The 13,213-nt window shown below is 59.7% G+C and carries 9 protein-coding genes and 1 pseudogene; 4 read left to right on the forward strand and 6 right to left on the reverse strand.

What is annotated here, in order from left to right; genetic code table 11:
* Window positions 1-7: 7 nt before the first annotated feature.
* From RTQ83_RS02410 to RTQ83_RS02430, 5 genes are all read right to left on the reverse strand, one after another.
* Complete coding sequence (locus tag RTQ83_RS02410) at window positions 8-871, reverse strand: STAS domain-containing protein (RefSeq protein ID WP_312511012.1); 864 nt, start codon at window positions 869-871, stop codon at window positions 8-10.
* A gap of 152 nt (window positions 872-1,023) precedes the next feature.
* On the reverse strand, window positions 1,024-4,224 hold the full coding sequence (locus RTQ83_RS02415) for a CusA/CzcA family heavy metal efflux RND transporter (protein ID WP_312511015.1): 3,201 nt from the start codon (window positions 4,222-4,224) through the stop codon (window positions 1,024-1,026).
* 11 nt (window positions 4,225-4,235) lie between these two features.
* Window positions 4,236-5,444: an efflux RND transporter periplasmic adaptor subunit gene (locus tag RTQ83_RS02420; protein ID WP_312511016.1), complete on the reverse strand. Its 1,209-nt coding sequence runs from the start codon at window positions 5,442-5,444 to the stop codon at window positions 4,236-4,238.
* Window positions 5,441-6,673 carry a TolC family protein gene (locus tag RTQ83_RS02425; RefSeq protein ID WP_312511018.1) on the reverse strand — a complete coding sequence of 411 codons (1,233 nt, stop codon included), beginning with the start codon at window positions 6,671-6,673 and terminating at the stop codon, window positions 5,441-5,443. The genes RTQ83_RS02420 and RTQ83_RS02425 overlap by 4 nt, the downstream gene beginning before the upstream one ends.
* Window positions 6,674-6,771: 98 nt before the next feature.
* Window positions 6,772-7,107, reverse strand: coding sequence for a DUF2946 family protein (locus RTQ83_RS02430; RefSeq protein ID WP_312511020.1), 336 nt, complete (start codon window positions 7,105-7,107; stop codon window positions 6,772-6,774).
* 248 nt (window positions 7,108-7,355) lie between these two features.
* Here RTQ83_RS02430 and RTQ83_RS02435 point away from each other — a divergent pair, with 248 nt between their 5' ends.
* The 3 genes from RTQ83_RS02435 to RTQ83_RS02445 all read left to right on the forward strand — a co-directional run bounded on the left by RTQ83_RS02435 (window position 7,356) and on the right by RTQ83_RS02445 (window position 9,021).
* Window positions 7,356-7,913 carry a PAAR domain-containing protein gene (locus RTQ83_RS02435; RefSeq protein ID WP_312511022.1) on the forward strand — a complete coding sequence of 186 codons (558 nt, stop codon included), beginning with the start codon at window positions 7,356-7,358 and terminating at the stop codon, window positions 7,911-7,913.
* A complete protein-coding gene (locus tag RTQ83_RS02440; RefSeq protein WP_312511024.1) occupies window positions 7,901-8,575 on the forward strand; it encodes a hypothetical protein in 675 nt (224 codons plus the stop codon). The genes RTQ83_RS02435 and RTQ83_RS02440 overlap by 13 nt, the downstream gene beginning before the upstream one ends.
* An 86-nt stretch (window positions 8,576-8,661) precedes the next feature.
* Entirely contained in the window at window positions 8,662-9,021 is a 360-nt protein-coding gene (locus RTQ83_RS02445) for a hypothetical protein (protein WP_312511025.1), read from the forward strand.
* A gap of 107 nt (window positions 9,022-9,128) precedes the next feature.
* Here the strand turns inward: RTQ83_RS02445 and RTQ83_RS02450 are convergent.
* Window positions 9,129-9,599 (reverse strand): annotated as a pseudogene (locus RTQ83_RS02450) (S1 RNA-binding domain-containing protein); the annotation flags it as partial.
* 217 nt (window positions 9,600-9,816) lie between these two features.
* On the opposite strand from RTQ83_RS02450, the gene RTQ83_RS02455 reads away from it, so the two are divergent.
* Window positions 9,817-13,140 carry a metallophosphoesterase gene (locus tag RTQ83_RS02455; protein ID WP_312511027.1) on the forward strand — a complete coding sequence of 1,108 codons (3,324 nt, stop codon included), beginning with the start codon at window positions 9,817-9,819 and terminating at the stop codon, window positions 13,138-13,140.
* The last annotated feature ends 73 nt before the right edge of the window (window positions 13,141-13,213 follow it).

The following is a 13,213-nucleotide window of genomic DNA, read 5'->3' on the forward strand; positions in this document are numbered from 1 at the left end:
CCGGCCCTTACGCGTGCTTGATCGTGATCGAGGCGCCGGTGCGCTCGAGCGCCACCAGGAAGGCGTCGGCCAGGGTGGCCTTGGTGATCACGTCTTCCAGGTTCACGCCCAGGTGCACGATGGTCTGCGCGATCTGCGGGCGGATGCCGCTGATGATGCAGTCGGCGCCCATCAGGCGCGCGGCGGCGATGGTCTTCATCAGGTGCTGCGCCACCAGGGTGTCGACGGTCGGCACGCCGGTGATGTCGATGATGGCGATCATGGCGCCGGTGTCGACGATCTTTTGCAGGATGTTTTCCATCACCACCTGGGTGCGCGCCGAATCCAGGGTGCCGATCAGCGGCAGCGCCAGGATGCCGTTCCACAGCTTGACCACCGGCGTCGACAGCTCGAGTAGCTCCTGCTGCTGGCGCACGATGATCTGGTCCTTGGTCTTCTGGAACACCTCGATGGTGTACAGGCCCAGCTTGTCGAGCAGGGTGGTGACGGTCCAGGAAGCGGCGGCCAGGCCCTCGGCGTCGGCGGCGAAGGCCGTGCGCAGGTGCGCGAACAGCGGCTGCTTGAGCGAGAACACGAAGGTCGCGGTCTCGCTCGGGGTCGAGCCGGACTTGGCGCGGCTGGAGGAAATCTCGCTCAGCAGGTCGCGCACCTCGTCCCAGGCGCGGTGCTCGATGTTGCCCAGTTCGCCGGAACGGGCGGCGGCGGCGAACGCCTTCAGGAACTGCTGGCAGTGCGAGCGCAGCTGTTCACGCGACGCGCTGGTGCTGCGCACCATCAGCGCTTCGAGCTGGGCGATCCACTCGGAACCGATTGCGGCTTCGTTCTGCTGAATCGCTTCGCCGATGGCGCTCGCGTAATCCTTCATGGTCATCTGTCATTTCCTTGCATTGGTGGGGGACGCGGCGCCGATTCCGGGACGGCGCCACCGCCGCCGGCGGCTGGCCGGCAACGGTTCTGTAATTATTGTGTGAAACGGCCAACTATACCATTTTCAACACTGTCCATACGGCACGCTTGAGTTGTCTAGTGACCATTTTTACTTTGAATCCGGAAAATCCTGCGCACGCCTGCCGCGCCGCGCCGCTCCCGGTGCGCCCACTCGTACAAGACCGGCAGAAGCAGCAAGGTCAGCACCGTGGACGAGCAGATGCCGCCGATGACCACCGTCGCCAGCGGCCGCTGCACCTCGGCCCCGGTGCCGGTCGCCAGCGCCATCGGCACGAAGCCGAGCGAGGCCACCAGCGCCGTCATCAGGACCGGACGCAGGCGCGCCAGCGCCCCTTCGCGCACCGCCCGCGGCAGCGCCATGCCGCCGTCGATCAGGTTGCGGATGAACGACACCAGCACCAGGCCGTTGAGCACGGCGACCCCGCTCAGGGCGATGAAACCGACCGCCGCCGAAATCGACAGCGGTATGCCGCGCAGCCACAGCGCCGCCACCCCGCCGGCCAGCGCGAACGGAATCCCGGAAAACACCAGCAGGCCGTCGCGCAGGTTGTTGAACACCAGGTACAGCAGCGCAAAAACCAGCAGCAGCGACGCCGGCACGATCAGGCGCAGGCGCTCGGCGGCGGTGCTCAGGTGCTCGAACTGGCCGCCCCAGCCCAGCCAGTAGCCGGGGCTCAAGGCCACCTCCTGCGCCACCCGCTGCTGGGCCTCGGCCACGAACGAACCGATGTCGCGCCCGCGCACATTGGCGGTGACGACCACGCGCCGCTTGCCCTGCTCGCGGCTGAACTGGTTGGGGCCGGGCGCGACCTCGAAGGCGGCGATCTCGCCCAGCGTGATGAAGCTGCGCGCCTGCCCTTCCCTGGCCATATCGTCGGCGCCATGCACGGCGGGCAGCGCCACCGGCAGCCGGCGCAACGCATCGATGTCGGCGCGCTGCGATTCCGGCAGGCGCACCGTGACGTCGAAGCGACGGTCGCCCTCGAACAGGGTGCCGGCCACGCGTCCGGCGGTGGCGGTGGCGATCGCTTCCTGGACGTCGCCGATGTTCAGCCCCATGCGCGCGGCGCGCTCGCGGTCGACCCGGATCTGCAGCATCGGCAGGCCGCTGGTCTGCTCCACCTGCACTTCGCTCGCCCCGGCCACCCGGCGCAGCGCTGCGGCCACCTGCTGCGCACTGGCGTCCAGCTGCGCAAGGTCGTCGCCGAACACTTTCACGGCGACGTCGCTGCGCACGCCCGACACCAATTCATTGACGCGCAACTGGATCGGCTGGCTGAATTCGTAGCTCTGGCCCGGTAACGCGTCCAGGGTGGCGCGCATCGCCGCCACCAGCTCGGCGCGCGTCTTGCGCGGGCGCGGCCAGTCCTTCTCGGGTTTGAGCATGACGATGCCGTCAGCGACATTCGGCGGCATCGGGTCGGACGCGATCTCCGCGGTGCCGATGCGGGCGAACACGCGCGCGATCTCGGGGTGCTTATTTAGCAGCGTGGTCTCGATCTGCTGCTGCATCTTGACCGACTGGCTCAGGCTGGTGCCAGGTATGCGCACCGTCATCACCGCGATGTCGCCCTCGTCCAGATTCGGCGCGAACTCCAGGCCCAGGCGGCTGCCCATCAACGCCGCGAGCGCAATCACCAGCGCGGCGAAGGCCAGCATCACCGGGCGGTTGTCGAGCGCGTAGCGCAGGCATGGTTCGTACCAGCGGCGTGCGCCATGCATGATGCGGCTTTCCTTTTCCTGCACCGAGCGGCCGATGAACAGCGCGACGGCGGCCGGCACGAAGGTGAGCGACAGGATCATCGCGCCCAGCAGCGCGAACACCACGGTGAAGGCCATCGGGTGGAACATCTTGCCCTCGATGCCGGTGAGCGCGAAGATCGGCAGGTAGACAATCATGATGATCAACTGGCCGTAGACCAGCGGCCTTCTCGCCTCGCCGGCCGCCGCGAACACTTCGGCGAAACGTTCCTCGCGGCTCAGGACACGACCAAGCCTTGTTTGCGCAGCGGCGATGCGGCGCACGCAGTTCTCGACGATCACCACCGCGCCGTCGACGATGATGCCGAAGTCCAGCGCGCCCAGGCTGAGCAGATTGGCGCTGACGCGGTTGCCCACCATGCCGCTGAAGGTGAAGAGCATCGCCAGCGGGATCACCAGCGCGGTCAGGATCGCGGCGCGGATATTCCCCAGGAACAGGAACAGCACCGCCACCACCAGGATCGCGCCTTCGACCAGGTTCTTGCGCACCGTGGCGATCGCCCGTTCCACCAGCACCGTGCGGTCGTACACCGTCACCGCCTTGATCCCGGGCGGCAGGCTGCGGTTGATCTCGAGCATGCGCGCATCGACCGCTTTGGATACCGCGCGGCTGTTCTCGCCGATCAGCATGAACACGGTGCCGAGCACCACTTCCTGCCCGTTCTCGGTGGCGGCGCCGGTGCGCAGCTCGCGTCCGACCGAGACCTCGGCCACGTCGCGCACCCGCACCGGGATGCCGCGGATGCTGGTCACCACGATGTTGCCGATGTCGTCCATCGACGCGGCCTGCCCCGGCGCGCGCACCAGGTACTGCTCGCCCTCGCGTTCGATGTAGCCGGCGCCGACATTGCTGTTGTTGCGTTCCAGCGCGCGCACCACGTCGGCCAGTTCCAGGCCGTACGAGGACAGCGCGGCGGTGCTGGGCGCGACCAGGTATTCCTTATCGAAGCCGCCGATCGAGTTGATCTCGGTGACGCCCGGCACGGTGCGCAGCTGCGGCTTGATGATCCAGTCCTGGATTTCGCGCAGGTCGGTTGGTGTGTAGGGCGTGCCGTCCGGCTTCTTCGCGCCCGGTTCGCTCTCCACCGTCCACAGGTAGATTTCACTCAGGCCGGTGGCGATGGGGCCGAGCGCCGGCACCACGCCCGCGGGCAAGCCTTCGCGCGCGTCCTGCAGCTTCTGGCTCACCAGCTGGCGCGCGAAGTGGATGTCGGTGCCTTCCTTGAACACCACCGTCACCTGCGACAGGCCGTAGCGCGACAGCGAGCGGAAGGATTCGAGCTGCGGCAAGCCGGAAAGTAGCGATTCGACCTCGTAGGTGATGCGCTGCTCGGTCTCGAGCGGCGAGTAGCCGGGGGCGGCGGTGTTGATCTGGACCTGGACATTGGTCACGTCCGGCACCGCGTCGATCGGCAGCCGGCCGTAGTTGTAGACGCCGATGACGGCCATCGCCAGCGTGGCCAGCATCACCAGCCAGCGCTGGGCGATGGCGGTCTGGATGATTCGGTTGAACATGTCGGCGCCTCTCAGTGATCGTGGCTGGCTTCGCCCTTGCCCTGCTCCGCCTTGACGGCGAAGCTGCCGGCGGCCGCGACCTGCTGGCCGGCCTGCAGGCCCGAGGTGATTTCGATATGGCGTCCGTCCGAGCGGCCGGTGGCGACCGGCTGGGCGACGAAGCCGTTATCTACCCGGCGGTACACCACCTGGCGTCCGTCGACGGTCTGCAGCGCGGCGCGGTCGATGGCCACCGGCACATCGCTGGAGCCGGTGACGATGTCGACGTTCACGGCCAGGCCCGGACGCCAGGATGCGCCGGGGTTGTCCAGCACCACGCGCGCGGTGGCCGAACGCGATTCCTCGCCGATCAGCGAGCTGACGAAACTGACCTTGCCGGGAGCGGTCGTGCCGGCGGCGATCGAGCGGATCACGGCACTGGTGCCTTCGCGCACGATGTCGAGGTCACGCGCCGGGACCACCACGTCGGCCCACACGGTCGACAGGTCGCTGATGGTGAAGACGCGGGTATCAGCGCCGACCACTTCGCCCAGTGCGATGTGCTTTTCGACGATCACGCCGTCGAACGGGGCGCGGATCTGCAGCCGATTGGATGCCTCCCCTGCCCCGCCGGCGCCCAACGCCTGCAATTGCTGGCGCGCGGCCTGCACCGCGATCTCCGCTTCGCGCAGCTCCTGCTCTGCGCGGATCAGGTCCTGGCGCGCCGAGACCTTTTCTTCGTACAGCGTTTTTTCTGAAGCGTGCACGCTGCGCGCCGTGGCCAGTCGCCGCTCGGCGGCCAGCAAGGCGCCACGCTGGACGGCGACGTCGGCGCTGGCGATGGTGGCCAGCACCTGGCCCTTCTTCACGCGCTGTCCCAGGCTGGCCGGCGCCGACTCCACCGCGCCGGACGCGCGCGGCGTGACGTGGGCGGTGCGGTCCTGGTTCAGCATGATCTGGCCCGGCATGCGGATGAAGGTGTCGAGATGGACCGGGCCGGCGGTGGCCAGCGTGATGCCGGCGGTGCCCACCTGGGCGTCGCTGAAAGCGATCACGCCGTCGTCGTGCGCGCGCTCCTCCTCGTGCTTGTCGCCCGGTTTGGATTGCGCGTGCTGTTCTTCGGCGTGCTCGCCATGGCTGTCGGCACCAGCGCTGCTGCGGTCGCGCAGCAGCACGACGACGGCGAGGACGAGGGCCAGCGCCAGCATGGCGGCGATGACCTTGGCTTGTTGCTTGTTCATGGATTCTCCTGGTCGGCCGGCATCCCGCTCAGGCGGACGATGTCGGCGGCGGCGCGGTGGCATTGCGCCATTGCGTTCAAGTATTGGGTGTGCGACTGGAACAGCGTGCGCTGGGCGTCGAGCACGTCGAGGAAGCCGAACTTGCCGGCTTCGAAGCCGCGCTGCGCGGCCTGTGCGGCGCTGCGTGCGCCGGGCAGGATCTCGGCATCGATCAATTGCGCTTCGGCGCGCGCGGTCTGCAGGCGTGCGTGCGCTTCCAGCAACGCGCTGCGCAGGCGCACGCCTTCCGCCTCCTGCTCGTCGCGGGCGCGATCGACCCGGCGCAGCGCGGCCAGCACCGCGCCGTTGTTGCGGTCGAACAGCGGCAGCGGCACCGAGACGCCGAGCACCGCCTGGTTGCGCTGCTCGGGGCCTTCGCGGCGAGCGCCGACGATCACGTTCACGTCCGGCGTGCGGCGCGCCTGCTCCACGCGTGCCAGGGCGGCACGCTGCGCGACCTGGGTGTGCGCACGGCGCATGGCCGGTGTCTGGTCGAGCCGTGCCAGCAGCACGTCGAGCGTCGGCGCTTGCGGCAGCGTTGGCGCCGACGGCGCCACGATCTCGATTCCGGCGCCATCGCCGCCCCACAGTGCAGCCAGCCGCGTGCGCGCCGTTTCCAGGTCACGCGCCGCGTGCAGCGCATCGATGCGGGCGTTGGCCTCGGCCACGCGGGCGCGGGTTTCGTCGACCGGCGAGACCTTGCCGGCCTCCACCCGGCGTGCGGCGGCGTGCGTGGCGCTTGCCGCCAGCGCTGCCATTTCGCCCGCCATGCGCAGGCGCTCCTGGGCGGCGTGCACGTCGTGGAACGCGGCGACGGTGTCGGCGCGCAGCGTGACGCGCAGCGCCTCCGCCTCGATCAGCGCCAGCTGGAGCTCCCGCGTTGCCGCCTCGATGCGGGCGGCGCGCTTGCCGCCCAGCTCGATGGGGATGCTGAGGGTGACGGTCGAGGTGCGCGTGTCGCGGTCCTGGCCTTCGCGCAGCAGCGACAGTTCCGGGTTGGGCACGGCGCCAGCCTGGGCGACGGCCCCATCCTGGGCAGCGGCTTCATTGAGGCCGGCGCGTAAGGCGGGGTTGGCGCGCTCGGCACGCGTGATCGCCGCTTCCAGCGTGAGGGGCGCCTGCGCGTGTGCAATGGCCGGCACGACGAGCACGGCCAGCCACAACACCAGCGGCGTAAATCCTTTGTTCATGATGATGCTCCGAATCGTTGAAAATTCGGCGGGATGGCGCGCGCCGTCACACCGCCGTCATCGGCGGGCGCGTCGGCACCGGTCGGCGTCCCGCCCTGTCAGGCGCGGGACGGCCGGTCGGGCGGCGGGATCAGGTCGGGGATGTGAGAGGCGTAGCGCCGCAGGTCGCCGCGCATGTGGGCCGAGACCTTCGGTAGCGGCAGGTTCGGCTGGGCCGACGGGATGGCGCTGGCCGACAGGTGGTGGCAGGCGTCGCAGTCGTCGCAGGGCTGGGCCGGGCCGTCATCGTTCTGGCTGCCGGAGGGCGGATGCTTGTGCATGTGGTGGCCCGGGTGCATCTTCGCTTCGTCATGGCTGCAATAGGCCGCGCCCGCAGCCCAGACGGACTGGAGCGGCATCATGATCAGCAGCAGTATGAGCAGGAAACGTTTCATGAACTCGGTCGGGTTTGGCGGACGACCATCGGTCGCCACTGGCACACTCTCATTAAATACCCTGTAGCGGCTACAGGGTCAAGCATATCGCGAGCAAATCCGCAGTCAGCCGAGCCATGCTACCCGCCATGCTTACCGATAGCAATGATTTCACATTGAGTTATGGTAGAGTATCCCGCTCGATCGTCGTGTTATCTGGATTGCTCTTTTGCGATGGCGGCCCCCATCGTTTCACTTGAAGGGAAAACATGTTCTCTGTGATTGGCAGCGTTTGTGTCGGAGACAAGACCTCTTGCGGTGGCACCGTGGTGACAGGCTCGGCATTTTCCAGTGTGAATGGCAAGGCAATCGCCAGAATCGGCGACAAGGTTTCCTGCCGCAAGAACTGCACGATCACGACCGGCAATCCCACCGAGATCATCGACGGCGCGCCGATGGCGCTGCATGGATCCCAAACCTCCGGCAATTGCACCTGCCTGTCGAACAACAACGATGTGCATGGCGACGGCCAGGTGCCCGGCACGGCGCCGGTGGCCAGCAAGGTCGCCGATCCCGGTATCGCGTTCATGCCGGCCATGGCGCAATTGCTGGACGAGGAAAACTGGGTCGAATTTCACTTGGTGAATGCAGAAGACCAGCCGATCGCGAATCAGGCATTCACGCTTACCGATGCCGCCGGCAAACAGACCAGCGGTGTGCTGGACGATGCCGGCCATGCCCGCGTCAGTCCGGTAGCGGCCGGCACCTGCAGCGTGAACTTCCCCGACCTCGGACACACCATCTCGGTTGAATCATGCCAGACGTAAGTGTCCCGGTTGCCAAGGCAACCAAACAAGTTCGGCTAGTCACCAATCAGAACACCAAGATCCAGGTGCGCACCGCGTCGATCGAAATCCTGGTCGGCGGTCCGTACGGTGACCACGCCTATGGCCATGCCGCGCTGCGCGTGACCACGTCGGAGGTCGACAAGGTATTCGATTACGGGCGCTACGGAAAAACCTGGGGCGTTGGCGGCTCTGAAGGCGAAGGCATTTTGAATATCTGGAACAACTCCGCTCCCTACATCCGCGGTGAAAACGCACTGGGACGGGTGACCACCGGATTTACGTACGAGACCACGGAAGAAAATGCCAACAAGGTGCTGGCTTTTTACGAGCAAAAAATCGCGGACAAAAAAATCAAATCGAAGACCAGCGCGAAGACGTCGGTCATCATCGACGAATATTACGCACTCGGCCCCAACTGCACCACCTTGAGCGTCTCAGGGGCGAAAGTCATCTTCCCCGACATCGACCGCGACCGGGCCAAACACCAGCAAGGCCGTGGGCTGGGCCTGATGGAGAAAAGCCTGGTGCGCGCAAAGGGATGGCCGGACAATATCTTCATGCCCGCAGACCTGCAATCCATGCTCCAGAATTCAACCTCCAGAAAGCCCAAGGCGATCAAGACCTACGGCGGCGCCAAATGAAAGCCGGCCGATTCGTCTTTCCTGCCGCCGTCTTGGTGATCGTATTCTTCGCCGGGGTCTTCTTTCATACCATCCAGGATCTCATCATGCCGCAAACGACTTACTTCAAACTGGAAGAACCGCTCCTGATCGAATCGGAGGGCGAAGCCAGAAACTTCCACGTCCTGCCGGCCGGAACACCGATGTACAAGGACGCCTCATTTCCTGAAGGCCACACCCGCTACATCGTGTACGTCAACGTCAAGGGCGGACCAGCACTCGAAAAAATCGAGTCGGACAAGGCGCAGCTGATCGACCCGATCTGGGGCTATCCGGTGCAGCCGGAAGATGTTCCCGCCCTGGTCGCCGAGACGCCGGTCTCGAAGGATGAACTGGTACGCATCCTGAAGGCGCGCAAGATGACGCGCGAAGAGCTGGCCCAGATCGTGCGCGAGTGGCGCGATTGATTGCCGGGCGATTCCAGGCTGCTGATTCTTCACACCGCCAATAAAAAAACCGCCAGGCTCACGCACTGGCGGTTTTTTCATGCAGCGGCGAACCGCTGCGGCACCGCTTACTGCGCCGCGCCTTCGACCGGATCGGCCGCCTTCATCGACAGCTTCAGACGGCCACGCTCGTCGGTCTCCAGCACCTTGACGCGCACTTGCTGGCCTTCTTTCATATAGTCCGCCACGGCATTGACACGCTCGTTGGCGATCTGCGAGATGTGCAGCAGCAGGCCGTCTTTACCAAGCATGACTTGCACGATCGCGCCGAAGTCCAGCAGCTTGAGCACGGTGCCGTCGTAGGTCTTGCCCACTTCGACCGAGGCGGTCAGCTCTTCGATGCGGCGCTTGGCTTCCTGGCCGGCGGCGGCGTCGACCGAGGCGATGGTCACAATGCCTTCGTCGGTGATGTCGATCTGGGTGCCGGTTTCTTCGGTCAGCGCGCGGATCACGGCGCCGCCCTTGCCGATCACGTCACGGATCTTTTCCGGGTTGATGTGGATAGTGATCAGGAGCGGTGCGAAGCCAGACAGTTCGGTCGTTCAAAAGCCGCACCACCAAGCGTTGCTAGCGTCAAAAACAGTAATCAAAATAGAAACTCCGTAAGGGCCCAGCTTAATTTTCATGCTCACAATTACGAAAAAATAACCTATTAAGAGGGGTCTTTACAGATGTTATATATTTTGGTCGCCACATGATGCCAGAGAAAGAAAATTTCGGTATGCTACTGTTAGTTCCACTAATGAGATATGCAAAATGAATGAAAATGCTAAGAAATTCGCGTGGTTGCATTTAAGTGATCTTCATGCTGGCATGGACACGCAGTCATGGCTCTGGCCAAACTTAAAGGAGCAATTTTTCGAAGATTTGAATCGTATTTACGATTCTGCTGGTGGATGGGACTTAGTTATCTTCTCCGGCGACTTAACTCAGAATGGCACAAGTGCGGACTACATAACGTTGAACTCAGCATTGAATGAATTGTGGGAAAAATTTGATAAGTTAGGATGCAGGCCGAGCTTATTCGCCGTCCCTGGCAACCATGATTTAACCCGTGCAGATGAGGCAGATCCAGTTGCGATAGCATTCCAAAGCTTTTGGTCAAATAATGTAATCCGCGAAAGTTTTTGGAAAACAGAAGATAACCTCTATAGGAATTTCGTAACAAAAGCATTTAAAAATTTCACAGACTGGAAAGAGCAGCTATCCGGGTCAGGGATTCCTGTGGCAATGTCGAAAACTGGCATCATAGCGGGAGACTGCTCCGCAGTAGTCGAAGCCAATGGAACTCGGGTAGGGCTGATTGGCTTAAATACTGCTCACCTTCAACTCTCTAATACAAATGCTTTCGGAAAACTTGACGCAGATGTCCGTCAATTAATGGCACTAACAAATAGCCAACCTGATTTGTGGTGTCGACAAAATGATTTGAATTTTTTAATTACACACCATCCTTTATCATGGCTGAACGAAAGATCTCAGCGTCACTTTCGCGAAGAAATTTACCCACCATCTAGATTTACAGCTCACTTTTTCGGCCATATGCATAAACCGGAAATTGGGACCCACTCCAACGGAGGGTCTGCAGATCGACGTATCATCCAGGCGGCATCACTGTATGGTTTAAGGAAAATCGATAACAGTGAACATGATCGTATTCACGGATACAGTGCCGGCAAAGCGCTTCTAAATCCAACAGAAGGGGTACTTACATTCTGGCCTCGAATCAGCCATATAGTTAATTCTGGGACGCGTCGCTTTGTCGCAGATAACTCATTTGATTTAACTGAATCAAATAATTTTTCAGTTCGCCTTTCGGCAGTTAATGAATCTCTAGGCGAGACACAGCTTATCGCAAAAGTAGAGCCCAATTTATTCGATGGCCCTGGAACAGAGAGATTGAATCCTGAGCAAAATGCACATACCTTACGTAACCGTTGCTTACTACCGGCAGCACTGCATCATTTGTCAGTTCGAAGGGTAGAGCAAGAACGACTTCTGGTTGCACTTCAGCAAAATCAAGAAGCTTGGATTGTCGCAGACTGGGGCTACGGTGTAGACGAGTTTCTTTGGACCACATTGGTTAATGACAAAATTTCAACACCTCTTGTGTATCGGCTTGATTTGGAAGATTACTCGGATAAAGAAACATTCTTTGAAAGAGTTGTCGACCAAACAGGTTACAGCTTCCAAAAATTCTGCAAGCTTATTAACGGTAATGAACGCGCCTACCTTATCTTTGATAACGCACCCGTTGCAAGAGATTCAATTCCAAAAAGTAACGAATGGCAGACAGAAGTGGTCAATATTGTGCGCGCAGTCCGTGAGTACTGTACTAACGTTTCTGTTGTTCTTATCTCTCGACTTTCTCCGGAAAATACAGAAGTTCCGATTGTCGATCTTCAGCCGTTTGATGAACCAGATTTAAGGTCCTATTTATTGAGCCACCCCTCAGGAGGCAGTGCGTTTGAAATAGGAGACAATGCATTAGAAGTCTATAGGCTTTCAGGCGGCCTGCCGGTTCAGATTGATTCAATTTTAAATCAACTGCGATCCATGACATTAAGCGAACTCATTGAAAGTCATATTAGCAATACTAAATCGTCAGAAAACATAAAGAAGATTGGTGTTGGTTTAGTACAAGCAGTTGAGGATCTTAAAAATAGTCCCGATCCTTCGAATACACGGGCATATTCGCTATTGGTTGCACTTACATGTTTCCCCTACGGGGAGACATTGGGGCGCATCAAACGTTTTTATCCCGACGCCCCAATGTTTCATGCGCATGTACAAATTTTATTGGACCGCGGCTTAAGTGAAATACAAATTATTTCCGACAAGTTCCAAAAATCATCAACTCTTGAACAACCGCGAAAAATTGTGGCAAAAAAAGCAGTGCGAGATTATATACAATCCCATTTAAGTCCCGCGGAAAAGTTTAAGCTCTACAGTTTGGCTGCATCAATTTATTTTGGAGCAGAGTGGTCAAATGGTAAGCCAAAAAGCATTAAAACATCAGACCTTGTTACTTCTCTAGGCAGTGAAGGAGGACTTTGCAATCCGGAGGAGATCATTAATTTCTTGATTACTTACACTATTCAAAACAATGAAATAGGTAGACTCCGATCCGCCGTCTCGCTTGCCCGCCTTTTTTCTTCAAATCTTGAAAGCAATGATTATTTTCGGAGTTGCGCCACCGCGTGCAAAGTGTTTTTACTGGCCTTGCAAGAAACTGATGAAAAATTTGCGGCTGACAAGAATTCACTAAACTTTATGTTAGCTAAAGCTCTCCGCATGCTAGGCCAACATGAGGACGCAAAGAATATTTTCTTTGAGCTTGAGAAAGTTGGACTTGAGAAATCCATGCGGCAAAGGGTCCTTCTAAATCTAGCTCTTGCGTTGAAAAAGGATTTTATAAAACAGAGAGAATTTGCGGAAGAAGTGATCAAGCTCGGTAAAACCACTAACGCTGCTTTGCATGCTAAATCGCTGATTTTAATGTTAGATAAAGGAGATCCTGATCAGATCAAGAAGCTGACAATCCTTGAAAAAACTGCCAGAACGAGAAAAGCTATCACAGTCGCAAATAATATCGCGGTCTATTGTGCGAATAATGCAAAGGGTTCACCCGAGGAAAAACGTATTAAACTAAGGAAAATTGCCCAAGATGCAAGATCTAATGGCGATCCCTATAGTTCGGCCACGATTTCGATTGGAGTCGCCAGACTAGCAGCAGAATCTGCGGATGGAATCTCGATTGAAGAGATCAATAGTTTAGTGCAGGCATACCACTATTTGTATAATGAGCGGATTGACTCATTATTTGAAAGTTGCCACAAAGTTCTATGGGAACACTTCGAAAGAAAAGGTGATATCTTTAGTCTTCTAAGACTATTTAGACACAGCTCGTTTATCTGGCGAATACGTGGTCAAGAATCAATAGAACAAGTTTATCTAGCACGTCTCATAACTATATGTGGCGGCAACGCCCCATCTAACGTGCTTACTGCTGACCAAGAAACTGCTTATTTTTCTGCGCGTTCCCGCAGATTAACCCTCGATGCGCCTGTACAAAATTAGCTAAAAAAAACCGCCAAGCTCACGCTTGGCGGTATCGATGGATGGTAGCTGAACCTTACCAAGTAATTAACGC

The sequence above is a fragment of the Massilia sp. genome (assembly GCF_031995545.1).
Lineage (GTDB): Bacteria > Pseudomonadota > Gammaproteobacteria > Burkholderiales > Burkholderiaceae_D > Telluria.

Excerpts from the sequence above, each read along its gene's own strand:
- RTQ83_RS02440 (WP_312511024.1), top strand. The coding sequence starts at position 7,901 with ATGCCAGACGTAAGTGTCCCGGTTGCCAAGGCAACCAAACAAGTTCGG.
- RTQ83_RS02445 (WP_312511025.1), top strand. The coding sequence starts at position 8,662 with ATGCCGCAAACGACTTACTTCAAACTGGAAGAACCGCTCCTGATCGAA.
- RTQ83_RS02430 (WP_312511020.1), bottom strand. The coding sequence starts at position 7,107 with ATGAAACGTTTCCTGCTCATACTGCTGCTGATCATGATGCCGCTCCAG.
- RTQ83_RS02415 (WP_312511015.1), bottom strand. The coding sequence starts at position 4,224 with ATGTTCAACCGAATCATCCAGACCGCCATCGCCCAGCGCTGGCTGGTG.
- RTQ83_RS02455 (WP_312511027.1), top strand. The coding sequence starts at position 9,817 with ATGAATGAAAATGCTAAGAAATTCGCGTGGTTGCATTTAAGTGATCTT.
- RTQ83_RS02410 (WP_312511012.1), bottom strand. The coding sequence starts at position 871 with ATGACCATGAAGGATTACGCGAGCGCCATCGGCGAAGCGATTCAGCAG.
- RTQ83_RS02425 (WP_312511018.1), bottom strand. The coding sequence starts at position 6,673 with ATGAACAAAGGATTTACGCCGCTGGTGTTGTGGCTGGCCGTGCTCGTC.
- RTQ83_RS02435 (WP_312511022.1), top strand. The coding sequence starts at position 7,356 with ATGTTCTCTGTGATTGGCAGCGTTTGTGTCGGAGACAAGACCTCTTGC.
- RTQ83_RS02420 (WP_312511016.1), bottom strand. The coding sequence starts at position 5,444 with ATGAACAAGCAACAAGCCAAGGTCATCGCCGCCATGCTGGCGCTGGCC.